We start from the raw sequence: 24,038 nt of genomic DNA on the forward strand, positions 1-24,038 counted from the left end.
AATGGGGCGATTGAACGGGTGCGGAATGAGAAGAGGAACAAGGTGATGGCAACAGCACGCACAATGATTGCGGCAAGCTCAATCGTAGCCACCGCGCTTCTGGCCGGCTGCATGAGCAGCGGTCCTGATGGTGGCGGCAGCGGTCGCGTCATGTCCAGGGCAGTCAGCGTCGAAGGCGAGTGGATGAGCAGCGACGGCGTCGCCATCTCGCGCTTTTCCGGCGGGGCCTTCGAAACCGTAGCGACCGATACCGGCAACAAGCTGGCCGATGGTAACTACCGCATGGCCAATGAGCGCGCCGTTGATATCACCGTGATATCGTTGATCCGCCAGACCACGACGAATGTGACTTGCGCAATCGCCACCGCTGACCAGCTCAACTGCACCTCATCGGGCGGCCAGACATTTGTCTTGAACCGGCGCAAAACTGCCGGCGCTTGACCGGTGTGGCCCGTCGCACGGGCCGCACCCCCTTCTGAACATCAGGTTTGAGCGACACATTCCGCTTGCATCGCGTATATCCCGATGGGAACATGCCGGGGGATAAACAACCGCGCCTTGCATTTAGTGCCGCTGTTGCAACAAAACTGACAATGAGTGGCGGTAAACGCCACCGGTGGCATCAATCGGGAGATCAAGCATGAAAAAGTTCACACGCGCTGCCGTGACGGTATCGGCCCTTGCACTGTCTTCAGCGCTGTCGGTGGCACCGTCCTTTGCTGACTACACATTGAACATCCTGCACATCAATGACTGGCACAGCCGCATTGAGAGCAACAACAAGTATGAATCGACCTGTTCGGCCGAGGAGGAAGGCAAGGGCGAGTGCATCGGCGGTGCCGCACGCCTGGTGACCGCCATTGCAGCCGAGCGCGACAAGCTGAAAGACGCAAACGTGCTGTTGCTGAACGGCGGCGACAATTTTCAGGGGTCGCTTTTCTACTCCACCTACAAGGGTGCAGTGGAAGCAGAGTTCCTGAACCTGATGAAATTCGACGCGATGACCGTCGGCAACCACGAATTCGACGATGGCGAGGACGCGCTGGTGCCGTTCCTCGACGTGGTCAAGTTTCCGGTCCTATCGGCCAATGTGGCAGCGAGCGCGGCCTCGAAGGTAGGCGACCGCATCAAGCCATCCATCGTGGTGGAACTGGGTGGCCAGAAGATCGGCATCATCGGCGCGGTCACCAACGATACGCCGGAACTGGCATCACCCGGCCCCAACATTACTGTCAGCGAGGACATCAAGACGATCACCGCCGAAGTTGAAAAACTGAGGGCCGAAGGCGTCAACAAGATCATCGCGCTGACCCATGTCGGCTATCCGCGCGACAAGGAAATGATCGCCAGGATCCCCGGCATCGATGTGGTGGTGGGCGGCCACTCGCACTCGCTCCTGTCGAATACCGACGACAAGGCCGAAGGCCCCTACCCCACGATGATCGACAATCCGGACGGCTACAAGGTTCCGGTGACCCAGGCCGCCTCCTATTCGAAATATCTCGGCGCCTTCAAGGTTGTGTTTGATGACAATGGCGTGGTCAAGGAAGCCTCGGGCGACCCGATCTTTCTCGACAATTCGGTCGTGCCCGACGAAGCCGTGCTGGCACGCATCAAGGAACTTGGCGCGCCAATCGAGGAACTGAAAACCAAGGAGGTATCGGAAGCCGCAGATATGATCGACGGTAGCCGCGATACCTGCCGCGCGCAGGAATGCGCCATGGGCAACCTCATCGCTGACGCGATGGTCGACCGCGTGAAGGACCAGGGCGTGACGATTGCCGTGCAGAACGGCGGCGGCATCCGTGCCTCCATCGACAAGGGCGTCATCACCATGGGCGAAGTGCTGACCGTGCTGCCCTTCCAGAACACGCTCGCCACCTTCCAGATTTCGGGCAAGGATATTGTGACTTCGCTTGAAGCCGGCGTCAGCGCGATCGAAGAAGGCAAAGGCAAGTTCCCTCAGGTTTCCGGCCTCAAATTCACGCTCGACAAATCCGTCGCTCCCAATGCAGGCCGCGTCTCCGGTGTCGAAGTGATGGATGCTGGCGCATGGAAGCCGATTGACCCGGCCAAGGATTATGTGGTGGCCACCAACAATTTCGTCAGAGGTGGCGGTGATGGCTACAAACTCTTCGCCGACAATGCCAAGAACGCCTATGATTTCGGCCCCGGACTGGAGCAGGTGGTTGCCGATTATCTCGCCGCCAACCGCCCCTATATGCCGAAGGTTGAAGGTCGCATCACCGAAGTGGTCGCTGCCGCCGACCCCGCCAAGCCGGCTGAACCGGCTGCCGCTGCCGTAGAGCCCGCAAAGCCCGCGGAAGCAGCACCGGCAGAGCCCGCAAAGCCTGCTGAACCGGCACCGGCTACAGCCGAGCCGGCAAAGCCTGCCGAACCGGCGCCCATGGCGGCAGAACCTGCAATCACGCTGCCCGACATGCCCGCTGCATCGAGCGATATCGCCAATTCAGCGCCCAAGGTCGACGCCGCACCGGCCATGGCAGCCGAGCCCGCCAAACCAGCAGAAGCTGTAGCACCCGCTGCCGAACCGGCAGCCGCCGAGCCCGCCAAGCCGGCTGAACCGGCTGCCGCAGCCGTAGAGCCCGCAAAGCCTGCCGAACCTGCACCAATGGCGGCAGAACCTGCAATCACGCTGCCCGACATGCCCGCTGCATCGAGCGATATCGCCAATTCAGCGCCCAAGGTCGACGCCGCACCGGCCATGGCAGCCGAACCCGCCATACCGGCAGAAGCTGCTGCCCCGACAGCCGAGCCCGCCAAGCCGGCAGAAGCTGCAGCCTCACCGGCAGAAGCTGAGCCTGCCAAGGCTATGAACCCCAGCGAGCATGTGATCGCCAGCGGCGATACGCTTTGGGATATTGCCGAAAAGACCTATGGCAGCGGCTCGAAATGGAAGCGCATTGCCCGCGCCAATCCAAAGTTTGGACCGCATCACCTGCCAGTTGGCGGCACGCTGAAGCTTCCGGCACAATAACGCACCAATGCGTGAACTCGGCCTTCCCGACGACAAACGGGAAGGCCGTCACCTTACCCTGTCAGGATTGCCTTTAGCGCCTCTTTCTCGTTCGCGACGAAATCAAAGAACGCCGAGACGCGCGGGGTGCGGCGCACATCCGGATGGGCAAGTAGTCGCCACGCGCGCGCCAGTTCGGGGATGGGGCCGAGAACGCGCACCAGATCCGCCTCGGCATCGCCAATAGCCGTTGGCAGCGGGCCTATGCCAATGCCTGATCTCACCGAATAGACCAGCCCAAGCACGCTGTTGTTGCGCGCCGCCATCCGCGCGCCGGGTGCCACTATCGAAAGCCATTGCAGCGCACGGTGGGCCGAAAGCGTTTCGTCAAATGCGACTAACGGATGCCGCACAAGGTCGCCGATCTCTGCCGGCTGCCCATGCGCTTCAATGTAGGCGCGGCTGGCATAAACCGCCCAAAGCGAATCCGCGACCTTACGACCGACCAGTTCTTCGTCCGTATCGCCCGAGCGGAAGGCAACGTCAGCGTCGCCCTTGCTCAGGTCGAGGTAGCGGTCACTGGTGACAAACTCGACGCGCAGCCCCGGATAGCGCGCGTGAAACCGCTCGATGAACGCCGTCATGCGAAAGACGATGGGTTCGGGACAAGTGAGCCGAATGACGCCGCTTATGTCGTTGGACCGGTCTGCGATATGCCGTTCCAAGTCCAGCACCGACGCTTCCACCCTCTCGGCATCGACGAGGAGGCTGTGTCCGAACTCGTTGAGCCGGTAGCCCCCTGCACTGCGCACAGTGGCCGGCCGACCGATTTTTCGTTCGAATTCGGCCACGCGCCGCTGAACCGTTGACTGATTGACCCCCAGCGCCTTGGCCGCAGCGATGGTGCTGCCGTTACGCGCCAGAGCAAGCAGATATTTGAGGTCGTCCCAATCGAACATGCACCATCATGCATGTTTGCGGCCCCTCGTGGCAATCCTGCGGCTCCCGCGCATTCGGCACATTGCCTAGAGTGCGTCATGCCTTGAACAGCCGACCGGCCACTTCGGGTAAAACGTCCAATAATGGAGAATAAAAATGCGCAGCGCTTTTGCGGCATGCCTGCTGTCTGCCATGGCCCTCACACCGGCTTCCGCAGGTGAAGGCGGTTTCGCCAAACCCACTCTCGTCATTGAGCAACCTGTTGCCGGCATGCCCTCCGGCTCAGCCCAATCGGTGCGCGTATTGACGGCAACCTTCAAGCCCGGCGACCGCACGGTTCCCCACACGCATCGATATCCAGTCACTGTCTACGTCCTGGAAGGCGCATTCACGCTCGAAGTGAAGGGGGAGCAACCTGTCATCGTGAAGGCCGGCGAAGCAATGGTTGAGCCGGCCGATTCCGAAATGATCGGCTACAATCGCACTGACGGCGAAACCCGCGTGGTGATATTCTACCTCAGCAAGCCGGCAGAGCCTTTCCTTGACGCAATGAAATAGGAATAGTCCTGATGACCGAAACGCCGCGCTCCACACCCACCGCTGCCACCGACTGGGATCGGGTCGCAAAGGGCTGGCACGACAGCGCCGCCGTCATCCGCCCCTGGCTGGCAGAGGTAACCGCCGCGATGATCTCGATGGCAGGCATTAACCCCGGCAGCCGGGTTATCGACATCGCTGCCGGTGCCGGCGACCAAACCATGGATATTGCCGCCCGTGTGGGGAGCCAAGGACACGTCCTGGCAACCGACATCTCGGGCGATATCCTGCGCTTCGCCGCAGAACGTGCAACGTCTGAAGGCCACCCCACTGTCGAAACCAGGGTCTGCGACGGGCAGGCACTGGCAGTGGAAGATACCCAGTTCGACGCTGCGGTATGCAGGCTTGGCCTCATGTTCTTTCCCGATCCGGCACGCGGACTGGCGGAAATGGCGCGCGTGCTGAAACCCGGTGGCGGCGTGTGCACCATGGTGTTCGCGGGTCCCGCTGAGAACCCCTGCGTGGTGATCCTGATGCAGACGGCGCTCAAACATGCTGGCCTGCCACCACGAGATCCGTTTCAGCCCGGGGGCCTTCTGAGCCTTGGGCGCCCCGGTCATCTCGACACTTTGTTTCGTTCGGCAGACTTTGCTGAAGTGGCAACCACCGCCGTTGCGGCGCCCTTTCGCCTGCCCTCAGCCCGGCACTACCTCGACTTCGTGCGCGCCGGCGGGGGCCCCATCGTGGCACTGTTAGCGAGGCTTTCCCCTGCAGCACAGGCGGCAGGCTGGAACGAGATGGAGGAACGCCTGACGGTGTTCCAGACGGCGGACGGCTGGGAGGGACCAAACGAACTGCTTTTAACGGCGGGCCGTAAAGCGTCATAGCCGATGGACCAAGGCGGATCAGGGGAAAGGCCGGATACCCCGCACGGGCCAGAAAAACCAGACGATCCAGACAGCGGCTACCACCCAGGTTGCGGCGATGAACACGAGGCCAACGCGACTCGTAGGGCGCGCTTGCCTTCGCACTGCCTCAGCTCGAAAATCTACCATCAACGCGACCGGGACGAGTTTTACAGCCAATACAATACCCAGCGGCACGATGATAATATCGTCGACATATCCAAGCACGGGTATGAAATCGGGTATCAGGTCTATCGGGCTGAGCGCATAGGCCGCCACTGCACCTGCCACGACTTTCGCATACCACGGCACGCGCGGATCGCGTGCAGCGATCCAGAGGGCAACGACGTCGCGCTTTATGGTTTTCGCCCATGTTTTAAGCGTCGAAAAAATTGTCACACCGCCACCCGTTTGCAAGGCCCGCGAACCATCGGAGTTTCATAGCGCACAGCCTGTCAGGATGAAATCCATGCGGACTGTACGAAAGCCGCATCGCCACGATAGTGTCACCAAGATTTCGGCGCGAGACATTCTATGGCTCCTTTTACCGTCAACTCCGACAGGGTGCACGTATTCGAGGATGCCCGATCGTTTGAGGACTGGCTGCGCCAGAACCATGCAGGCGAGCCGGAAATCTGGATCAAAATGCACAAAAAGGCATCGGGCCTCGTCTCCATCGATTGGGCAGATGCCGTCGATGTGGCTCTGTGCTGGGGCTGGATCGACGCCATCCGCAAAAGCTTCGACAAGGACAGCTTCCTCCAGCGCCTGACCCCGCGGGGCAAAAAAAGCATTTGGAGCAAGGTGAATGTCGCTCATGTGGCGCGCCTCATCGAAGAAGGCCGCATGACCGAACATGGCCTGCGCCATGTGGAGGCCGCCCAAGCTGATGGCCGCTGGGACAACGCCTATGCCGGCAGCAAGGAGATGAAAATCCCGCCCGAGTTGCAGTCCGCTATCGACGCCGTGCCGCAAGCACGCGCTACCTTCGATAAGCTGAACGCCCAAAACCGCTTCGCGCTGGCATTCCAGATCGGCCATCTGAAAACTGAGGCAGGCCGCAGGAAGAAGATCGCCACCTTTGTCGAAATGCTGAAGCGCGGCGACACGATCCACCCGCAAAAGATGACGTAATTCTCTCGCCACGCTCCCCTGCGGCCACACGCTGCATTTGCAATCGCGCCTCCTGCCGCTAGATATCCTGCGGCAAGGAACCAAGATGAAAAAACCAACTGCCTCCCGCGATGCCAACAAGGCAACAGGCCCCCTGCCCGCTGGGCATCCCTCCGTGCCACGGCGCAAGGTGGGTGTGATGCTGGTCAATCTGGGTACGCCAGACGGCACCACTTACGCACCCATGTGGCGTTATTTGCGCGAGTTCCTGTCGGACCCACGCGTGATCGAGCTGAACCGCGCCATCTGGTATCCGATCCTCTATGGCCTCGTGCTGACAACGCGCCCGCAAAAGTCTGGCGCGAATTATGCCCGCATCTGGAACCGTAAAAAAGATGAGTCACCGCTGCGCACCATCACCCGCAGTCAAAGCGAAAAGCTGGCAGACATTTTTGCCGGTGATCCCGAAATCATCGTCGATTGGGGCATGCGCTATGGCACGCCATCCATCGCCGAAACGGTCGAGCGACTGCACGCTCAAGGGTGCGACCGCATCCTGTCTTTCCCGCTCTACCCACAATATTCGGCAACCACCACTGCCACCGCCAATGACCAGCTGTTCCGCGCTCTGATGAAAATGCGCGCCGCCCCTGCCGTGCGCACAGTGCCGCCCTATCATGATGAGCCAGTCTATATCGAAGCGCTTGCCCAGTCGGTCGAGCAGCATCTGGCGACGCTCGATTTCAAGCCGGAAATCATCCTGGCCTCGTTTCACGGCATCCCGAAAGCCTACTTCGATAAAGGCGACATGTATCATTGCCACTGCCAGAAGACGACGCGCCTGCTGCGCGAACGGCTGGGGCTGGACGCAAGGCAGTTGATGACAACCTTCCAGTCCCGCTTCGGCGCGCAGGAATGGCTGCAGCCCTATACGGACAAGACCGTTGAAAAGCTGGCGCATGACGGCGTGAAGAACATCGCCATTATCAATCCCGGCTTCTCGGCGGATTGCATCGAGACGCTGGATGAAATCGGCCGCGAAGTGGCTGAGGAATTCTTCGCAGCCGGCGGCGAAAAGTTCAGCCACATTCCCTGCCTCAATGACAGCGTGCAAGGAATGGCCGTCATCGAAGAAGTGGTGCGCCGCGAGCTTGAAGGCTGGTTCTAGCCAGCACGGAACCGGAGCCTGCTCGACGCGTTGAATGTCCATTCCATCATGCGCGCAGGACGACAATGGCCCGGAAACTTGATCTGAGAACGGGCCGCACGGTCTGGAGCGCCTATAAGGTTCCCAAGATCGAGACCACTGCGCTGAAGCGCGATATCGAGACGGATGTCATCATCATCGGCATCGGCATCAGCGGCGCAATGGCAGCCGAGCGCCTCACCGCATCGGGCCACAAGGTCGTGATGATCGACAGGCGCGATGGCGCAATGCTTGGCTCAACGCCTGCCACAACCGCTCTGGTGCAATTCGAGATCGACCAGCCACTCACCGTCCTGACAAAGAAGATCGGCAAGGCAAAGGCGCAGGCTGCATATCGTCGCTCGCGGCTGGCTGTCGCAAACCTCACCGGCCGCATCGAGGAACTGGGCATTGAATGCAATGCCACACCCAAGCCCTCACTCTATCTCTCCGGCGATGAAATGAGCGCCGATGACCTTGCAGAGGAGGCCGAAGCGCGTCGCTCTGCCGGCATTAATGCGCTGTTTCTGAAACGCAAGGAGATCAAATCGCGCTTCGGCATCAGCCGCGATGGCGCTATTCTGGGCCATGGCAATCTGGCCCTTGATCCGCGCAAGCTGACGGCAGGACTGCTGTTAAAAGCCGCCGAACGGGGTGCCAGCCTCTACACGCCTGTTGAGGCCAAGACATTCAGCGAGACGAAGGACGGCGTCACCGTCACCACCAGCCAGGGCATCACCATTTCGGCAAAGTTCGTCGTCATCGCGACCGGCTATGAACTGATGGACAAGGTACCGGCCGGCGGCCATTCGATCATCTCCACCTGGGCAATTGCCACCGCGCCGCAAAAGGATTTCGACTGGAAAAGCCTGCCATTGATCTGGGAAGCCTCAGACCCCTATCTCTACCTGCGCGCCACCAAGGACGGCCGTATTATCTGCGGCGGCGAGGATGAGGAATTCACTGACACCGAAAAACGGGATGCGCTGCTTGATGCAAAAACCAAAACCATCGCCAGGAAATTGAAGGCGTTGCTGCCCGCGCTCGATGTCACGCCGGAATTCGCCTGGGCCGGCTCCTTCGGCACCACCAGCACCGGCCTGCCGCTGATAGACCGGCTGAAAGGCAAGAAGCGCATTTTCAGCCTGATGGGCTATGGCGGCAATGGCATCACCTACTCACAGATCGCCTCCGAAATAATCGGCACCGCGATTGAAGGCGGCACCGATAGCGATGCAGGACTTTATGCGCTGTGAGCAGAGCACCCTAATAGGTGACTGTAATGATCACCCGGTCCGAATATTCGCCAGCGGGCGGATTTTTTGACAGGTCTGCAAGACCGTAGACCGGAACGTTCACATCCGCTGCATTCATGCCGGTTCCTGCGCGCTGACTGCCCCGTACGCCATCGCCAAATATGCTGCTGCGGCCAGGATCGGTATAGAGCTGGTAGCTGATCATGTCGCTGCCCTTGCTCATGCGGCGGTCTAGAATATTGTTCTGCGCGCCGCCGCCCAAAGACACCGAGAAATCTGTCGCTTCGGTACAGCGCACGGAAATATTGCCCTGCGCCTCCACAATTCCACTTCCAACGCCGCGTCGGCCAAAGTCGACGGCATCGCTGCCGGTGATGGTGCAACTGTCTATGACCGTTCCCAACACCTCAATTTCTCCACCTCCAGTGCTGGAACTGGTGTAACTGCATTGATCGCTTGAAGAATTGATATCGAAAAACAGCTGCTGGTCACCTGAACCCGGCACGGTTGAGCCCCGATACATTCCCGAGTGCCCGCTATGTGTGTTGGGCCAGACACGTGAGTGAATGCCGAACTCGGCCTCAGCAGTACCATCTTCCCGGATATGCGCTCTGACAGAGGGAACATCTCCTGGCGCACCCCATGCAGGATGCGTCCAGACCCGCGTGCGCGCCGCATCTGTAAACAGGTTGTAAGCAACGAAACGCTCTTCAGATCCGGCTCCGCTCAACGGGATCATTTTTCGTGCGCTCTTGTCGTGTGTCGAATGCAGCGCACCGATAGCAGGACACAGGAGAACAGTGTCGCCTGGGTTTCCATCCCGGCACCGGATCTGGATACGGCCCGAATTGTCGAGTGGAACAGTTGAGGTTGGGTCAATCTGGCCCACATCCATCGCCCATCCGCTCATCTCGCATGAAAATGCTGCGGCGTCCTGGGATGATGAAAAGAACAGAACAACCGCTGCCGAAGCAGCGACCAAGCCAGGATTCCGGCAGCGCATCATAGATCCGCTTACATAGTGCCCTCTGATCAAAGACATGTGACAGGTCCAATCGTTTGCTGTGCACCGCCCTTTGGGTCGTATTCGAACGAAGTCTGGCAGGTTTCATTGCCAGGCATGGTGACCTGAATATCGTTTCGGCCAGCCACAAGACCGGTGAGATAAATCAGACCGTCATAGCCCACCACAGTATTGTCTATGGTGCCTGACCGCGCGGCGACACTGCCGATAGGAACGACAGACCCATCGGCCAGTTGAACTGTTACTGAAGCTGCTTGAACCTTGCGTACCCCAAGGTCCACCACGACTCCGGAACGGTAATTCGGCACAACGGTTGCGTTGGTCGTTTCCGTTTGGAGCTCCAACGGCAGATTGGCGGCATCGATGCCGATGCGGTTCTGTCGGAAGGATTCCAGATTGGTGATCAGGGCACGACCGTTACGCCCACTGGTGGCAATTCGGCGCCCGTTGCGCGTGACATCGACGCCGGGAACCCCCACATTGACGACCGCAAACGAGTCATTTGCACGGTTTGCGACGAACACGCCTCCCCCGGCCGCTATGATGGACCCCTCGGCGCTGCCAGTCACACGAGCCTTGCTTGAATCGGATTGGTCGACCCCAGCCGCCAGGAAAACCGGTGCGGTTCGATAGGTGCCCGAAGCGCTGCGGGTTCCGCCGCCATCGCTATGCTGACGCGCCGCGATGGTCCAGCCGACGGCACCTTCTTCTGACCCGCTCGATTTGCTCGCTCGCGCCGACAGCCCAACACCATTCTTATCCGCAACGACGTTTGCGCTTGCTGACTTGTTATCTCCGAACCTCATCGTAAGACCGGCAAAAACACCATAATTGTCGCTGCTGTCGAACTTGCCGTACGCGTTGGCATAAAACGATATGTTGTCGGTGATTGGGTTTGTCCACGAGCCGTTGATATAGTGCCCATCGTCACCCTCTCCTGCGCCACGTATTTGGGTCCAGCCGAAGCTCAGTCGAGACTTGTCGAACAGACCAGGGAACGACACCCCAGCACGATCAATCGTGCGTGCGCGTGCCGAAACAGGAATCTTTTCATCATCTTGGCGTGCCAGCAGCGTTGAGACGTCCAGATAGTCCCCAAAACCGCGCTCTGTGCCTGCGTAGTAGCTGAGCTCACGTCCGCCGCCCTGATATCGCGCATAGACCCGACCACCGGTGAGCCCTTCGAAATGGCTCCCGGCCACACCGAGATGGATGCCGCCCAGGCCGCCTGCTGCAACGAAGCCGATACCCCCATTGACCAGGCCGTCGAAGGTCTTCACATGCGCTTCGCCAGTGAACTGATTAGTGAACCCGTAACGCAGTGTCGCTGATGCGACCGGTGTTTGCTCGTAATCAAAAGACTCCCTGCCGTAGGAGAGCCGCGGAAAACCAGCCTCCAGCGAGAAGTCAGCCAGACCCGGCGTGAGAAGACCTGGCATGAGGTAGTAACGAACATCCCTTGTGACTTCGCGTCCCAACTCGTCGCGCATAACCAGGCGTGCAGTTCCCCCACCTCCCAAATTTCCGGGCGAGTACGCAAAAGGCCCAGCAGGCACTTCACCGGAATAAACCCTGACGTTGTTGAGATAGACGTCGAGCTCGGTAGGCACGGCCGAACTGCCCGAGAAGTCGGGCGTGGCTGCGGTGATCAAATCGGGCCGGATATCAAAGTTACGGCTAATCTGGATGCCACCCAAACGGTACGAGGTTCCCCACTGTGGTGCGCTGGATAAACTGTCACCCAGGCGGTAAGCCATAGCCCGTTGCGGATGCATGTACTCCCAGGCAGAGTCCAGACGCACGACACTGTCGGCATCTTGGGCATGATATTCAGTCTCGCTCAAACGGGCCAGCAAACTGCTCGAAACCACTCCAAATCTTGACGACAGTCGCGTATCGAAAGAGCCGGACAGAAACTGGGTATTGATGTCTTTGTCCCAATCAAACTCGGCGCCGCCGTAGAATGCGTAATTGATGATGGCGGTGGGACTGGTCTGCAACGCGCTCCAGTCCACGGGTGCAGCTTGATTCTGCTTGTTCAGTTGAAGGGGCATTCGAGCCGCATCAATCGCTTCGAAATCGATCCGCTGAGCGGGCTCATCAACGCTAAAGGTTATCCCAGGCAAATCCTGCAGGCACACCTGTCCCGATCTGGAGATGGCGGCACGCTTAACTTTCAGCCCAATCTGTTCGAGGCTTTCTGCCGTCGCGCAAATCGCACCGTCCGCCATTTGCCGGACAACAATCAGATCTTTGACACTGCGATTGTTAACGCTCACGGAGAGGACAAGTTCTACACCGGCCTCTGCATCCTCGTCTGAAATCGATGACGCGAATGCAGGCCCGGTGCTGGCCAGAACAAGGACAGCAACACCAAGGTACGCCCGCATGGTCATCCACCGACCGTGACATCAGTTTTGACCCCATAGTCGCTTCCGGATGCCGTAACGGTGACGGTGGAGCCTGGCTTCAGCTTGGAAAAACTGCTGCCGGCCATCGGCCAGGTGCGCGTGGTGCCTGGGAGTAGATAGCCAGCCATTCCACGCTTGACGAGCTTATTATTGATCTTGATATCGGCGATCTTCGAATGACGGTTGCCGCTATTGGTTGCCGAAAGCTGATAGCCATTCTTTGTTTTCTTTATATCCCACGTCAGTTTTGCCAAAGTATCGGGATTATTGAAAAACACAGGGATGGACTGCTGCACCAGCATGGAAATGGAAGTCGAGGGGCGCCCGACATTGACGCTGGGCAACTCATCGATCAACAGGCGATAGGTCTCCTCACCGCTTGTGGGCTTCCCCTTATGCAAGATCCGAAAGGTATAGGTCACTCCTGGCTCTATAGACGCAAGCGGCGGGCTGACCACGACGTTTTGCGTCGGCTGGAGAACGTTTTTGCCGTCTACCTGCGTCCATTTCATCATCCGTGCCTGGAGGCTGGCCTTGGACCGCCCCAAATTCTCCACCCGGACAGTCGCCGAGCGACGGTTCGCTGCCAGATCCAGTGAAACTGGAGATACGCCAAGTGAAGCTGCATAAGCAGCCGGCATGAACTGGAAAGACAACAAAATGGAGAATATCATAAAAGAGCGGATCATAATTCTTCCAAATTCTGAACAAAACAAAGTCGATATAGAAACTAAAGTCGTCATAAATATTTTGTAATATAAATTTTCGTTCTTACGTGAATTCTAAATATTATAAGATTATTTTCATATGAGCGAAATAATAGTCACTATAGCGGGGCCTCTATTGGCCCCGCTGGTATATATTGAAATTATATTCTAATAATCAATAGAAAATCGAAATCTTCACAGTATCCGCGTAATCACCAGGCGCATATGGATTTTCCCTCTGGGCGAGTTTCGCTATCGGAAGAAGCTCAACTGCCTGTCCATCACCGACGCCATCATACGTATTCACTCCCTCCTCATTACCCCAGTCCACCAAATCTGGACCGGAGATGAGGTAAGGTATTATAAAACCCTCTGGCGAAACCAAGCTCCGGGTGACAAGTTCTTCCGAGCCCAGACCTCCATCGAGTCCAATATGATAGGCTAGACCTGCCGAACAGATAAACGAAATGCCCGAACCCGGTGCCGGCGATGCTTCAGTGGTTTCACTGATCAATTCAGGTATCAATCCGAAATCGATCATGACCTCGTCGCCGCCCGTGCGGAACTGACAACCTGAACCAACGGTCGCCCTCACCTGAAGATTTCCGGTCGGCTGAGCAAAAGCAGATGCCGCAGGCAAAGAAAGTGACATCGAAAGAGCAGCTAATAGAGCAAGTTTTTTCATTTATATCTCCAGTAATATTTTATTGAATTTATATTCAAATAATCAATAGAAAATCGAAATCTTCACAGTATCCGCGTAATCTCCAGGCGCATATGGGACGGGAGAGACCTTTAAAGACGCAATCGGAAGAAGCTCAACTGGCTGTCCATCACCGACGCCATCATACGTATTCACTCCCTCCTCATTGCCCCATCCAATCAAACCTGGAGCTTTGAGCACGTACCGAATCTCATCGCCCGCTGGCGAAACCAATCTCCGGGTCAGTGGAGATACCGGATTCAGACCTCCATCGAGTCCAATATGATAGGCTAGACCTGCCGAACAAATAAACGAAATGCCCGAACCCGGTGCCGGCGATGCTTCAGTGGTTTCACTGATCACTTCAGGTATCAATCCGAAATCGATCATGACCTCGTCGCCGCCCGTGCGGAACTGACAACCTGAACCAACGGTCGCCCTCACCTGAAGATTTCCGGTCGGCTGAGCAAAAGCAGATGCCGCAGGCAAAGAAAGTGACATCGAAAGAGCAGCTAATAGAGCAAGTTTTTTCATTTATATCTCCAGTAATATTTTTATTGAGTTTATATTCTAATAATCAATAGAAAATCGAAATCTTCACAGTATCCGAGTAATCTCCGGACGGATATGGGACGGGAGAGACCATTAAAGACGCAATCGGAAGAAGTTCAACTGCCTGTCCATCACCGACGCCATCATACGTATTCACTCCCTCCTCATTGCCCCATGCAGGCAAACCTGGAGCGTTGATCGCGTACACAATCTTATCGCCCGCTGGCGAAACCAAGTTCCGTAACAGTGGAGATTCCGGATTCAGACCTCCATCAAGTCCAATATGATAGGCTAGACCTGCCGAACAGATAAACGAAATGCCCGAACCCGGTGCCGGCGATGCTTCAGTGGTTTCACTGATCACTTCAGGTATCAATCCGAAATCGATCATGACCTCGTCGCCGCCCGTGCGGAACTGACAACCTGAACCAACGGTCGCCCTCACCTGGAGATTTCCGGTCGGCTGAGCCATGGCCGGCGCAACACCCAACAGCAGCGACGCTGAAAACAATCCGCAGATAAAGCTCTTTTTCATCTTAAATCCTTTGTTTTCTCAATCAGAAGTTCATTTTCTACGCAAAAATATACAAGCCGCTTCAATACCAACAAAGAAAGCGCCACCGCCTGGATTGAACACACACCCGACCCGACGTTAGCCTTTACCCCAAGATATACAAACGCCTGAGCAAAAGCAGATACTAAAGAAAGAAAAGAATGCAATAATAGAATTACTTAGGCTCTTTTTAGTTGGCTCCAACCCGTTCATTTATATCATCAATTTATTGTGTGTTTACTTGTTTGAAACTATTACCGATGTACTAATTCCGTAATCACTACTTTTAGCGGTAATGCTTACTGATTCGCCCATCCGAAGTTCCGCAAATTCGTTCTCAACAAACCATGTTCTCCGGTTTCCAGGAAGCACATATCCTGCCAATCCGCGTTTTACGAGGTAACTGTCCAACTTCAAGTTTGAGATCTTTGCATGTCGGTTCCCAGTATTCATCGCAGAAACTTCGTAACCTTCGTCGACCTTCACAATATTCCAGATGAGCTCTGCAGCAGCATCTGGACTGCTGAAAAATATAGGGATCGATTGCTGGACGAGCATGGACACCGACGTAGCGGGGCGCTTCACATTCACATTCGGTAGTTCGTCAATTAACAACCGATACGTCTCCTCCCCACTGGAAGGCCGCCCCTTGTGTAAAATGCGAAATGTGTACGCAACACCGGGGTCGATCGAAGCTACAGGTGGACTGACGACGACACTCTGAGTGGATGTTAAGACATCTTTTCCATCAACTTGGGCCCAATTCATGACGCGCGCCTGAAAGCTGACTTTGGCGCCTCCGCGATTTTCCACTTGTACCGTTGCGGTGCGGAGATTTGCAGAGAGATCCAAAGACACCGGCGACACACTAAGCGACGCAGCATGAGCGAAAGGAATAGAGATCGACAAAAGGGTGAATGCAAGAATGGAAAGCAGAGTCATTATCTAATAGCCTAGATCTCAAATACAGTTGTGCAGTCTAAATTCTAAGCAAACTAAAAATAGAGGGACATAACCACTGTATCAGAATAGTCCCCAGGCTCTACAACCTGCTTTCTGTCAATAAATCCTCTTGGCAGAAGCTCTATCGGTTGACCGGTTCCGACCCCGTCTACGGTATCATTACCTTGATCGTCGCCCCAATCAAAAAAGGTGCCCGGTCGATAGATCCGGTAGAGGATTTGTCTGGACGGACTAGGATCTCCCGGCGTTTGCATGGTCCGAAAGGGAAGCTGCGGAAACGAACCAAGGTCCAAACCGACCTGATATGGCGTCCCCTCGGTGCACGTAAACCTGATTCCCGACCCGGCAGGCACCGTCGCCTCGCCCACCTGGCCGTTGTAGATACCGAAATCAATCAAGACATCATCACCGCCAGCCTCATACGCACAGGCGCTCAACACCGTTGATTTGACCCTGACGACCCCGGACGCAGTTTCCGCCAAAGCTGCCGAACTGGGCGCCGCAACAAAAAATGCGACCGAAATTGTAAGAGCAATGTTTTTCATGATGAAGCTCAACTTTGAAAAATAATCAAGATATATACAGCATATTATATATATACTTTAAAAGTATATTGAAATCGTAACAGTGTCTGAATAGTTTCCTGAAGCTATTGGACCATCTTGCCACTGATATGGCGCTATAAAACCATTCACTGCATATTCAACGGCCTCACCTGTCCCAACACCGTCGACAGTATTGGACCCGCGGTCATTTCCCCAATATGATGTGCCATCCGGTTGATACAAATAATAAAAGATTTTTGATGTCGAAGATGCTGAGGTCATCCGCCGTTGTATAAGGTACGGATCCAAACCACCATCGAGCCCGACACTGTATTCTTGCCCGCTGGTGCATATCAGCCTGATTCCAGACCCTGGCGCCGTGACGGCTCGATGGGCCTCCTCAAAATGCGTTAGCAAACCGAAATCAAGGAGAGCATCTCCGCCTCCAGATTCGAAATCACAACCGGATACCACAGTCGCCTTTATTTCAAGGTTCCCGTTTACTATTTGCGAGTGCGATTGGGTTGCGAAAAGTAACAACGGAGTCAAGCACAGCGAAATTTTCAACATTAAAGCTCTCGATTTACGCAAAAAAATAAGTTCTATATATAAATAGATCAACTTAATATTGCTATGTTGCAAGTTTTACTTCGGCACTGTAGCCCGCCATTAGGATTGCAATCAGCCAGATTTATTCATCTTCTTTTCCCGAAACGATATGCTTTTGCAAGCCAATTTACCTCCAGTTTGGTCCTTTTATAATCCCACATTGGGAGCAGCTTTCTCGAGAACAGTCGTCCACTCGAGCGTGAGCGCACACTTAGCGGTGCTCGGCCTTTTTTGCCCGCGGTGATTGTGTCGGGCGGCATTCCCGCCTAAGCATTTGGGATATCGTCGCTGATTGCGCGCGGCGCGGCATGATTTCGGCAATCAATTAAAGCAATTTAATAGGGAGAGCAGAATGTTTTTCGGCTTCGACATTGTCATCGCGGTGCTGGTGATACTGGTTCTGGCGCTGCTGTTTGCAGGCATCAAGACCGTCCCGCAGGGGTTTAATTACACCGTCGAGCGCTTCGGTCGCTACACCACCACGCTGACGCCCGGCCTCAACTTTATCATCCCCTTCTTCGACCAGATCGGTGCGAAGATGAACATGATGGAACAGGTGCTGGATGTTCCGACTCAGGAAGTCATCACCAAGGACAACGCCATTGTGGCCGTCGACGGGGTGGCCTTTTATCAGGTGCTCAACGCCCCACAGGCGGCCTATCAGGTTGCCGGGCTGCAAAATGCCATCCTGAACCTGACGATGACCAACATCCGAACCGTCATGGGGTCGATGGACCTCGACGAGCTTCTGTCCAACCGCGACACCATCAATGAGCGGCTGTTGCGCGTTGTCGATGAAGCCGCGCACCCTTGGGGCATCAAGGTTACCCGCGTCGAGATCAAGGATATCAACCCGCCGGCCAACCTGGTCGAATCCATGGGACGCCAGATGATGGCCGAGCGCAACAAACGCGCCCAGATCCTTGAAGCCGAAGGCATGAAGCAGGCGCAGGTTCTGGAGGCCGAAGGCCGCCGCGAGGCCGCATTCCGCGATGCCGAGGCGCGCGAACGCTCCGCCGAGGCGGAAGCAAAGGCTACCCAGGTCGTCTCCGAGGCCATTTCCAAAGGCGATGTCCAGGCTCTGAACTATTTCGTCGCGCTGAAATACACCGAGGCGCTGGCCAAGATCGGCTCTGCCACCAATTCCAAGATCATCATGATGCCGATGGAAGCATCATCGCTGATCGGAACTCTGGGCGGCATTGGCGAGATTGCCAAGGAAGTGTTCCGTTCCGAGGGCACCGCCGGAGCCCAACGTAACACCGTCTCGACGGCCCGCACCCCGCGCACCGGCCCTTCAAGCTGAGGCAGTGGCGATGATCGAACGCATTGTCATGGAGCTCGGCCCCTGGAACTGGATGGTTCTGGGGTTCGTGCTTCTGGCGCTGGAAATCATCGTGCCGGGCATTTTCCTGATGTGGATCGGCCTCGGGGCGCTTGCAGTCGGCGCGCTGTCACTGGCGATCTGGGACGCCGCGTTCTGGAGCTGGCAGGTGCAAACAATCGTTTTTCTGGCAGCCTCTCTAGGCATCGCCTATGCTGGAAACCGCCTGATGGGCGGCGGCCGTGAAAGCGACACCGACCAACCGCTGCTGAACCGCCGCGGTGCCCAACTCATCGGCCGCACCGCAACGCTGAGCGAACCCATCGTCAACGGCCATGGCCGCGTGAAAATCGGCGACACTCTCTGGCGCATCTCCGGCCCCGATTTGCCGACAGGCGCTACCGTGCGGGTGACCTCCGTCGACAAGACAGATCTGGATCTGACCGTCGAAGCGGTCGGCTAAAGCGCCTCAGGCGACGCCGATCCGCAAAAGGTCGTGGAAATGCACCACGCCAACCGGGCGCTGGTCTTCATCCACGACAATCAGGGCGCTGATATTGTGCTCGTTGAGCAGACCAAGTGCTGCGCTGGCCAGAGTTTGCGCTTTGACTGTCTTGGGCTGACGGCTCATCAGTTCGTCGACCGTGGCCTCGGCGAGGTTACGGTTAAGATTGCGAGCCAGGTCGCCGTCGGTCACGATACCGGCTACCCGGCCATCGGCGTCGACAACGCAGACACATCCCAGGCGCTTTTTTGAAAGCACGGTCACCGCCTCCGGCATCCGGGTTCCAAGCCCGACCAGCGGCATCTCTTCGCCGCGATGCATGACTTCACTCAAATGGGTCAGGTTGGCGCCCAGTTGGCCGCCTGGGTGCAACGCTCTAAAATGATCCGGCGTGAACCCGCGGGCTTCCAGAAGCGCGACGGCAATCGCGTCTCCTACAACAAGCTGCATCAAGGTCGAGGTCGTCGGCGCCAGCCCATGCGGGCACGCTTCAGGCGCACGAGGCAGGTTCAAGACAACGCTCGCCTCGCGTGCCAGCGCAGAGTTTTCGCCGGCCGTAATGGCAATTAGCGGGATGGAAAAGCGCTGCGCATAGGCAACGATCCCTTTCAGCTCCAGCGTCTCACCGGACCACGAAAGCGCGATGATCGCATCATCGCGTGCGATCATGCCAAGGTCGCCATGCAGTGCTTCGACTGGATGGACGAAGAAGGCAGGTGTGCCCGTTGAAGCCAGCGTTGCCGCAAGCTTGGAGCCAATATGGCCGCTTTTACCAACGCCGGTGACGATAACACGCCCGCCGATTCCCGAGAGGATCTGCACGGCCTGCGCAAATGGCTCAGCCAAGCCGTTGTCGAGCGCCGCAGCCAGCGCGGTCAGTCCCGCCTGCTCGGTGTTTACTGTGCGCAGCGCCGAAGCGATTGCCGAACCGGCATCAACCGGCGTCTTGAGATGACCTGCATGCATGGATTGCGATTACCGCTTTCGGCTTGGCCTGTCCAATGCTGTTTGCCGACGCTACAAAGCGCGTTTTCTCAACGCTCCATTAACCATCCCCATTTACGGTTCCGTAAGCATGGCGCTTGGGCGCCTTTCGAACCTGTCAGGTGGCAATGTTTCCGGCCCGGCCTCACACGACCAAACGCGCATATGCGCTGCCAGTTCTGGCCCTGCTCGCCGGGGTCTGCGCAGCCGCATTGATGGCGTATCCGGCGACCGCACAGCAGGCTTCAGGCCGCGTTGACGATCAGGATATGAGCACCGATGCGCTGACCAAGAAGCCGTTGGCCGCGCGGCGCTCCGCACTGCATCCAGCCTCCGAACTAAAACAAGATCAAATCCAGGGCCACCCCGCCTATCAGGCAATCACCCCCCCGGCAGACGAGCCCGTCGACGCAGAATCCGACTCTATTTTCCAAGGTATTGATGGCGGCACTGAACCAACCGCCGCCGGCGCGCGGCGCCCTTCGACCGCTCAACGACGCACATCGGAAGCGCGCGACCGCGCGTCCGGGACAAGTTCGGCTCCGGCCCGCAGAACACCGTCCGAACAAGACGATACCCTCACGACAGGGACCGTGCGCGCCAGAACAGTTGATTCTGAAAATGACCTGGCACTCGACAAAGGCGCCGAAAGGGTCGAGGCAATAGAAGGGCTTGATCGCGACGCTGAGGAGAACCCCTACGCTCCACTCGGCTTGCGGCTCGGCACCTTTACGGTCACGCCGACGCTTGAGACCGGACTGACCGCCACCTCAAACGCCGATTCCAGCGCCAACGGAAAATCAGCGATCCTGTCGGAAACCACGCTGCGTCTGAACGCCGTCTCGGATTGGGTTCGCCATTCCGCCTCGCTGGAGGCCTATGGCACGCTGCGCCAATCCATCTCCGGCGCCGATCTCGACGAGAAGGAGGCCGGCATCAAAGCTTCCGGCATCTACGAGATCGACAATGAGCTGCGCGCGGTTGGCTCGCTGGGCTATGTGATACGTCCGGAATCCGCTTCATCTCCGGTCGTTATTGAAGGCACAGCCTCCCGACCGGTTCGCCAGACAGTGACGGCGGGGCTTGGTCTGCAAAAAGATCTTGGCAAACTTCGGCTGAGTGTCCTGGGCAACGTGGAACGTGATTTCTTCGGCGATGCCGAACTGTCGTCAGGCGGCACGCTCTCGCAACGGGAACGCGATTCTACGCTGGCGACCGTCAAACTGCGCGGGGGCTACGAGATCTCGCCAGCGCTGACGCCCTTTGCCGAAGTGGAAATCGGCCGCCGCAACTATGATGAGAAACTGGACGCTAGCGGTTTTCAACGCTCAGCTGATCGGTTGGGTGCCCGCGCCGGCGTGGCGCTTGATCTGGGTGAAAAATTCGGCGGCGAATTTTCCGCCGGCTGGCTGCGCGAAGAACTGGATGATGAGCGGCTTGCCGCGATCTCAGGTTTGACGCTGAACGCCGACCTCAAATGGTCGCCGGAGCGCGGCACGACAGTCGGGCTGGCAGCCAATACCACTGTCGAAGGCACCACAACCGCCGGTGAAAGTGGCTCAGTTCTGCATGCAGCGAAACTCTCGGTAGACCGCGAGCTGCGCGCCAACCTCACCGCAAACGCCGCTATCGGCGCTTCCTATCGCGATTACGCCAGCACCAACGGCCACGACACCATCCTTTCGGCAGAAGCGGGAGCAACCTACTGGTTCAACCGCTACATGGGTCTTGTCGGTCGCGCTCGCCACGAGCAGTTGAAGAGCAACCTTCCCGGTCGCGACAGCCAGACCAACAGCGTATTCCTCGGCGTGAAGCTGCAACGCTAGGCCAATTGCGGCAGGCACTCCCGGCTCCAGGCGAACCGCTTAGCGCGGTTCTTTCCTGCGCTCCATCGGCACAACTTCATTGGCCAGCTTACGGATTGTGTCGGCAACCTTGTCGTGAATATCCGGGCGCGAAAGCGCAAAGGCGACATTTGCCTCGACAAAACCTTCGGGTGAGCCGCAATCATAGGTATTGCCGCGAAAGTGGTAGCCGAAAAAATCCTGCTGCGCCTGCAGCGCAAGCATTGCATCAGTGAGCTGGATTTCGCCGCCAGCCCCCTTCTCCTGCTTCGCCAGAATATCAAAAATCTGCGGCTGGAGAATGTAGCGCCCGTTGATGAAGAGGTTCGAGGGCGCCGTGCCCTGGGCCGGTTTTTCCACCATGCCGGTGATCGCAAAGCCGGTGCCCTTTTCCGCGCCCTTGCCGACAATACCGTATTTGTGGCTCTCGGCGGGATCACATTCCTGAACACCGATAACATTGCCGCCGCTCTGCTGGTAAAGCTCGGTCATCTCTTTCATGCAACTTGTCTCAGCCTGCATGATCATGTCCGGAAGCAGGAGCGCAAACGGCTCATCGCCCACCAGATCGCGCGCGCACCACACCGCATGGCCGAGCCCCATGGGAACCTGCTGGCGCGTGAAACTGGTTTCGCCCGGTCCCGGCTGCAGCCGCTGCAACCGTGCCAGCTGCTCATGCTTTCCACGCTGTTCCAGTGTATTGTAAAGCTCGAACTGCATGTCGAAATGGTCTTCGATGACGGTCTTGTTACGCCCGGTGACGAAGATGAAATGTTCAATGCCCGCTTCACGAGCCTCATCCACGACATACTGGATTACCGGGCGGTCGACGACTGTCAGCATTTCTTTCGGGATTGCCTTGGTGGCCGGCAAAAATCGGGTGCCAAGACCGGCCACCGGAAACACTGCCTTGCGAACTTTTTTCATCTACCGGTTGCCTCCCCTTTACTATGTTCTCAAATGCCGCTTGCCGATTGTGGCTGGGACATTTTCACGCCGAAATTGAAGAATATTGAAGACCTCAGTAAATTCGATGTGGACAATTGCATCGCGCTTACATTTTATCGTCGAAGCGGCTCCATGGTAAACCAAATCCTAACCGCTTTTACCCAGAATGCCTCTTATTTCGAGATATAAAGAGGGTAGCATGTTCAAACCACGAGTCAGGAAATTTGCAGGCACGCTGCTGGCAGCGATTGCCTTGTCTGCGAGCGCTGCATTGACTGCAGGACCCGCTTCTGCCGATGCCGGTTTTCGCGAATGGGTTTCCAGCTTTCGCGCTGTAGCAGCTAAGAACGGCGTGTCCGGATCAACCTATGATCGCGCTTTCCGCGGCGTTACCGAACCGGATCCGGAAGTTTTGGAAAAAGCCCGCTACCAGCCCGAGTTCAAGGCGCCGGTCTGGGACTATTTCGACAATCGCGTGCACGACCAGTCTATCGCTGTCGGGCGCCAGATGGCGCGCCAGTGGAAGCCTTGGCTTGACCGCATCGAACAGCGCTTCGGCGTTGACCGCCACATCCTGTTGGCGATCTGGTCGATGGAATCGAACTACGGCGAGGTCCTCAAGAATGACAAGGTGATGCGTAACGTCGTGCGTTCGCTGGCGACCCTTGGCTATGGCGACAAGCGACGCGCGAAGTTTGCCCGCAGTCAGTTGATTGCGGCCCTGAAAATCCTTCAGAGCGGTGACATCGATGAGAGCCACCTGACCGGCTCCTGGGCTGGCGCGATGGGTCATACCCAGTTCATCCCCACCAGCTATCAGGCCTACGCCGTTGATATGGATGGCAATGGCCGCCGCGACATCTGGGATTCCGTTCCCGACGCCTTGGGAACAGCTGCTAACCTGTTGAAAAAGAACGGCTGGCAGAACGGAAAGACCTGGGGCTACGAAGTGAAGCTGCCTGCCGGAAAATTGCCTGCCGGCTCGCTGACACTGTCGCAGTGGGCAGATCTTGGCGTTGTACGCGCCAATGGCAAGGCATTTCCGCGCGGCAACGAAAAGGCAGAACTCAAGACGCCTGACGGCCGCAACGGCCCTGCCTTCCTGATGACCAAAAACTTCTTCATGATCAAGCGCTACAACAATGCCGACCGCTATGCGATTGCTGTCGGCCTGCTGGCCGATGAAATCGCCGGTTATGGTGGCCTGGTTCAGGATTGGGGCCGCCCCTTTACCAAGCTCAGCTTCGAAGAACGCCAGGAGTTGCAAAAGCACCTGTCCACCTATGGCTATTATGACGGCAAGCTGGATGGCAAAATCGGGCAGGGTTCCGAATCTGCCATCAAGGCGTTCCAGAACGCAGCGGGCTTGACGCAGGACGGCCACCCCAGCAAAGAAGTGCTGAAGGTTCTACGTAAGCAGCGGTAGGCCAATCCCCGCCGCTCCAGGCACGAA

Annotated in this window: 24 protein-coding genes; 11 read left to right on the plus strand and 13 right to left on the minus strand. The window is 57.2% G+C overall.

The features are described 5' to 3' along the window. Nucleotides 1–45: 45 nt before the first annotated feature. Both GA830_RS00765 and GA830_RS00770 read left to right on the plus strand, forming a co-directional pair. Nucleotides 46–441 (plus strand): hypothetical protein, encoded by a 396-nt coding sequence (locus GA830_RS00765; RefSeq protein WP_195163260.1) that lies wholly within the window; start codon nucleotides 46–48, stop codon nucleotides 439–441. 199 nt (nucleotides 442–640) lie between these two features. After that, nucleotides 641–2,998, plus strand: coding sequence for a 5'-nucleotidase C-terminal domain-containing protein (locus GA830_RS00770; protein WP_195163261.1), 2,358 nt, complete (start codon nucleotides 641–643; stop codon nucleotides 2,996–2,998). A 53-nt stretch (nucleotides 2,999–3,051) separates the two neighbouring features. Here GA830_RS00770 and GA830_RS00775 read toward each other — a convergent pair whose 3' ends face one another. Next, nucleotides 3,052–3,936: a LysR family transcriptional regulator gene (locus GA830_RS00775; RefSeq protein WP_195163262.1), complete on the minus strand. Its 885-nt coding sequence runs from the start codon at nucleotides 3,934–3,936 to the stop codon at nucleotides 3,052–3,054. A gap of 136 nt (nucleotides 3,937–4,072) precedes the next feature. Here GA830_RS00775 and GA830_RS00780 point away from each other — a divergent pair, with 136 nt between their 5' ends. Together GA830_RS00780 and GA830_RS00785 are read left to right on the plus strand one after the other, a co-directional pair. Further along, nucleotides 4,073–4,474: a cupin domain-containing protein gene (locus GA830_RS00780; protein ID WP_195163263.1), complete on the plus strand. Its 402-nt coding sequence runs from the start codon at nucleotides 4,073–4,075 to the stop codon at nucleotides 4,472–4,474. A gap of 11 nt (nucleotides 4,475–4,485) precedes the next feature. Continuing rightward, the gene (locus GA830_RS00785; RefSeq protein ID WP_195163264.1) at nucleotides 4,486–5,340 is read left to right on the plus strand and encodes a class I SAM-dependent methyltransferase; all 855 of its coding nucleotides are present in this window, start codon (nucleotides 4,486–4,488) and stop codon (nucleotides 5,338–5,340) included. Between the two features lie 18 nt (nucleotides 5,341–5,358). Here the strand turns inward: GA830_RS00785 and GA830_RS00790 are convergent, their stop codons facing one another. After that, nucleotides 5,359–5,757, minus strand: a complete 399-nt coding sequence (locus GA830_RS00790; RefSeq protein WP_195163265.1) for a YkvA family protein — start codon at nucleotides 5,755–5,757, stop codon at nucleotides 5,359–5,361. Between the two features lie 135 nt (nucleotides 5,758–5,892). Here GA830_RS00790 and GA830_RS00795 point away from each other — a divergent pair, with 135 nt between their 5' ends. From GA830_RS00795 to GA830_RS00805, 3 genes are all read left to right on the plus strand, one after another. Then, entirely contained in the window at nucleotides 5,893–6,492 is a 600-nt protein-coding gene (locus GA830_RS00795; RefSeq protein WP_195163266.1) for a YdeI/OmpD-associated family protein, read from the plus strand. 85 nt (nucleotides 6,493–6,577) lie between these two features. Continuing rightward, nucleotides 6,578–7,639, plus strand: coding sequence for a ferrochelatase (gene hemH, locus GA830_RS00800; RefSeq protein ID WP_195163267.1), 1,062 nt, complete (start codon nucleotides 6,578–6,580; stop codon nucleotides 7,637–7,639). Between the two features lie 65 nt (nucleotides 7,640–7,704). After that, nucleotides 7,705–8,913 carry an NAD(P)/FAD-dependent oxidoreductase gene (locus GA830_RS00805; protein ID WP_195163268.1) on the plus strand — a complete coding sequence of 403 codons (1,209 nt, stop codon included), beginning with the start codon at nucleotides 7,705–7,707 and terminating at the stop codon, nucleotides 8,911–8,913. A gap of 10 nt (nucleotides 8,914–8,923) precedes the next feature. Here the strand turns inward: GA830_RS00805 and GA830_RS00810 are convergent, their stop codons facing one another. From GA830_RS00810 to GA830_RS20330, 9 genes are all read right to left on the minus strand, one after another. Further along, nucleotides 8,924–9,955 carry a Csu type fimbrial protein gene (locus GA830_RS00810; RefSeq protein ID WP_308460462.1) on the minus strand — a complete coding sequence of 344 codons (1,032 nt, stop codon included), beginning with the start codon at nucleotides 9,953–9,955 and terminating at the stop codon, nucleotides 8,924–8,926. Beyond that, nucleotides 9,946–12,333, minus strand: coding sequence for a fimbria/pilus outer membrane usher protein (locus GA830_RS00815; protein WP_195163270.1), 2,388 nt, complete (start codon nucleotides 12,331–12,333; stop codon nucleotides 9,946–9,948). Before GA830_RS00815 ends, GA830_RS00810 begins: the two co-directional genes overlap by 10 nt. Continuing rightward, nucleotides 12,330–13,091, minus strand: a complete 762-nt coding sequence (locus GA830_RS00820; protein ID WP_195163271.1) for a fimbrial biogenesis chaperone — start codon at nucleotides 13,089–13,091, stop codon at nucleotides 12,330–12,332. Before GA830_RS00820 ends, GA830_RS00815 begins: the two co-directional genes overlap by 4 nt. A gap of 139 nt (nucleotides 13,092–13,230) precedes the next feature. Then, nucleotides 13,231–13,740, minus strand: a complete 510-nt coding sequence (locus GA830_RS00825) for a Csu type fimbrial protein (RefSeq protein WP_195163272.1) — start codon at nucleotides 13,738–13,740, stop codon at nucleotides 13,231–13,233. Nucleotides 13,741–13,782: 42 nt separating this feature from the next. After that, entirely contained in the window at nucleotides 13,783–14,292 is a 510-nt protein-coding gene (locus GA830_RS00830) for a Csu type fimbrial protein (RefSeq protein ID WP_195163273.1), read from the minus strand. Between the two features lie 43 nt (nucleotides 14,293–14,335). Continuing rightward, on the minus strand, nucleotides 14,336–14,845 hold the full coding sequence (locus tag GA830_RS00835; RefSeq protein WP_195163274.1) for a Csu type fimbrial protein: 510 nt from the start codon (nucleotides 14,843–14,845) through the stop codon (nucleotides 14,336–14,338). A gap of 255 nt (nucleotides 14,846–15,100) precedes the next feature. Next, nucleotides 15,101–15,805 carry a fimbrial biogenesis chaperone gene (locus GA830_RS00840; RefSeq protein ID WP_195163275.1) on the minus strand — a complete coding sequence of 235 codons (705 nt, stop codon included), beginning with the start codon at nucleotides 15,803–15,805 and terminating at the stop codon, nucleotides 15,101–15,103. 53 nt (nucleotides 15,806–15,858) lie between these two features. Then, nucleotides 15,859–16,371: a Csu type fimbrial protein gene (locus GA830_RS00845; RefSeq protein WP_195163276.1), complete on the minus strand. Its 513-nt coding sequence runs from the start codon at nucleotides 16,369–16,371 to the stop codon at nucleotides 15,859–15,861. Between the two features lie 57 nt (nucleotides 16,372–16,428). Beyond that, the gene (locus GA830_RS20330; RefSeq protein ID WP_195163277.1) at nucleotides 16,429–16,941 is read right to left on the minus strand and encodes a Csu type fimbrial protein; all 513 of its coding nucleotides are present in this window, start codon (nucleotides 16,939–16,941) and stop codon (nucleotides 16,429–16,431) included. A gap of 391 nt (nucleotides 16,942–17,332) precedes the next feature. Here GA830_RS20330 and GA830_RS00855 point away from each other — a divergent pair, with 391 nt between their 5' ends. Together GA830_RS00855 and GA830_RS00860 are read left to right on the plus strand one after the other, a co-directional pair. Continuing rightward, nucleotides 17,333–18,286, plus strand: a complete 954-nt coding sequence (locus GA830_RS00855) for an SPFH domain-containing protein (protein WP_195163278.1) — start codon at nucleotides 17,333–17,335, stop codon at nucleotides 18,284–18,286. A 10-nt stretch (nucleotides 18,287–18,296) separates the two neighbouring features. Further along, nucleotides 18,297–18,767 (plus strand): NfeD family protein, encoded by a 471-nt coding sequence (locus GA830_RS00860; RefSeq protein WP_195163279.1) that lies wholly within the window; start codon nucleotides 18,297–18,299, stop codon nucleotides 18,765–18,767. Nucleotides 18,768–18,773: 6 nt separating this feature from the next. On the opposite strand, the gene GA830_RS00865 is transcribed toward GA830_RS00860, so the two are convergent. After that, nucleotides 18,774–19,775 (minus strand): KpsF/GutQ family sugar-phosphate isomerase, encoded by a 1,002-nt coding sequence (locus tag GA830_RS00865; RefSeq protein ID WP_195163280.1) that lies wholly within the window; start codon nucleotides 19,773–19,775, stop codon nucleotides 18,774–18,776. 146 nt (nucleotides 19,776–19,921) lie between these two features. Between GA830_RS00865 and GA830_RS00870 the strand changes: the two genes are divergently transcribed. Next, entirely contained in the window at nucleotides 19,922–21,619 is a 1,698-nt protein-coding gene (locus GA830_RS00870) for an outer membrane beta-barrel protein (RefSeq protein ID WP_195164691.1), read from the plus strand. A gap of 39 nt (nucleotides 21,620–21,658) precedes the next feature. Here the strand turns inward: GA830_RS00870 and galU are convergent, their stop codons facing one another. Then, nucleotides 21,659–22,564 (minus strand): UTP--glucose-1-phosphate uridylyltransferase GalU, encoded by a 906-nt coding sequence (galU, locus tag GA830_RS00875; protein ID WP_195163281.1) that lies wholly within the window; start codon nucleotides 22,562–22,564, stop codon nucleotides 21,659–21,661. Between the two features lie 220 nt (nucleotides 22,565–22,784). On the opposite strand from galU, the gene GA830_RS00880 reads away from it, so the two are divergent. Then, entirely contained in the window at nucleotides 22,785–24,011 is a 1,227-nt protein-coding gene (locus tag GA830_RS00880; RefSeq protein WP_195163282.1) for a lytic murein transglycosylase, read from the plus strand. Nucleotides 24,012–24,038 lie beyond the last annotated feature (27 nt).

Source organism: Mesorhizobium sp. NBSH29 (genome assembly GCF_015500055.1).
Taxonomy (GTDB): Bacteria; Pseudomonadota; Alphaproteobacteria; order Rhizobiales; family Rhizobiaceae; genus Neomesorhizobium.

Bases quoted from the DNA above. Each gene is read 5' to 3' on its own strand.
- GA830_RS00765 (WP_195163260.1), top strand. From the start codon at position 46: ATGGCAACAGCACGCACAATGATTGCGGCAAGCTCAATCGTAGCCACC.
- GA830_RS00770 (WP_195163261.1), top strand. From the start codon at position 641: ATGAAAAAGTTCACACGCGCTGCCGTGACGGTATCGGCCCTTGCACTG.
- GA830_RS00775 (WP_195163262.1), bottom strand. From the start codon at position 3,936: ATGTTCGATTGGGACGACCTCAAATATCTGCTTGCTCTGGCGCGTAAC.
- GA830_RS00780 (WP_195163263.1), top strand. From the start codon at position 4,073: ATGCGCAGCGCTTTTGCGGCATGCCTGCTGTCTGCCATGGCCCTCACA.
- GA830_RS00785 (WP_195163264.1), top strand. From the start codon at position 4,486: ATGACCGAAACGCCGCGCTCCACACCCACCGCTGCCACCGACTGGGAT.
- GA830_RS00795 (WP_195163266.1), top strand. From the start codon at position 5,893: ATGGCTCCTTTTACCGTCAACTCCGACAGGGTGCACGTATTCGAGGAT.
- hemH (WP_195163267.1), top strand. From the start codon at position 6,578: ATGAAAAAACCAACTGCCTCCCGCGATGCCAACAAGGCAACAGGCCCC.
- GA830_RS00805 (WP_195163268.1), top strand. From the start codon at position 7,705: ATGGCCCGGAAACTTGATCTGAGAACGGGCCGCACGGTCTGGAGCGCC.
- GA830_RS00810 (WP_308460462.1), bottom strand. From the start codon at position 9,955: ATGTCTTTGATCAGAGGGCACTATGTAAGCGGATCTATGATGCGCTGC.
- GA830_RS00815 (WP_195163270.1), bottom strand. From the start codon at position 12,333: ATGACCATGCGGGCGTACCTTGGTGTTGCTGTCCTTGTTCTGGCCAGC.
- GA830_RS00820 (WP_195163271.1), bottom strand. From the start codon at position 13,091: ATGACGACTTTAGTTTCTATATCGACTTTGTTTTGTTCAGAATTTGGA.
- GA830_RS00825 (WP_195163272.1), bottom strand. From the start codon at position 13,740: ATGAAAAAACTTGCTCTATTAGCTGCTCTTTCGATGTCACTTTCTTTG.
- GA830_RS00830 (WP_195163273.1), bottom strand. From the start codon at position 14,292: ATGAAAAAACTTGCTCTATTAGCTGCTCTTTCGATGTCACTTTCTTTG.
- GA830_RS00835 (WP_195163274.1), bottom strand. From the start codon at position 14,845: ATGAAAAAGAGCTTTATCTGCGGATTGTTTTCAGCGTCGCTGCTGTTG.
- GA830_RS00840 (WP_195163275.1), bottom strand. From the start codon at position 15,805: ATGACTCTGCTTTCCATTCTTGCATTCACCCTTTTGTCGATCTCTATT.
- GA830_RS00845 (WP_195163276.1), bottom strand. From the start codon at position 16,371: ATGAAAAACATTGCTCTTACAATTTCGGTCGCATTTTTTGTTGCGGCG.
- GA830_RS20330 (WP_195163277.1), bottom strand. From the start codon at position 16,941: ATGTTGAAAATTTCGCTGTGCTTGACTCCGTTGTTACTTTTCGCAACC.
- GA830_RS00855 (WP_195163278.1), top strand. From the start codon at position 17,333: ATGTTTTTCGGCTTCGACATTGTCATCGCGGTGCTGGTGATACTGGTT.
- GA830_RS00860 (WP_195163279.1), top strand. From the start codon at position 18,297: ATGATCGAACGCATTGTCATGGAGCTCGGCCCCTGGAACTGGATGGTT.
- GA830_RS00865 (WP_195163280.1), bottom strand. From the start codon at position 19,775: ATGCATGCAGGTCATCTCAAGACGCCGGTTGATGCCGGTTCGGCAATC.
- GA830_RS00870 (WP_195164691.1), top strand. From the start codon at position 19,922: ATGTTTCCGGCCCGGCCTCACACGACCAAACGCGCATATGCGCTGCCA.
- galU (WP_195163281.1), bottom strand. From the start codon at position 22,564: ATGAAAAAAGTTCGCAAGGCAGTGTTTCCGGTGGCCGGTCTTGGCACC.
- GA830_RS00880 (WP_195163282.1), top strand. From the start codon at position 22,785: ATGTTCAAACCACGAGTCAGGAAATTTGCAGGCACGCTGCTGGCAGCG.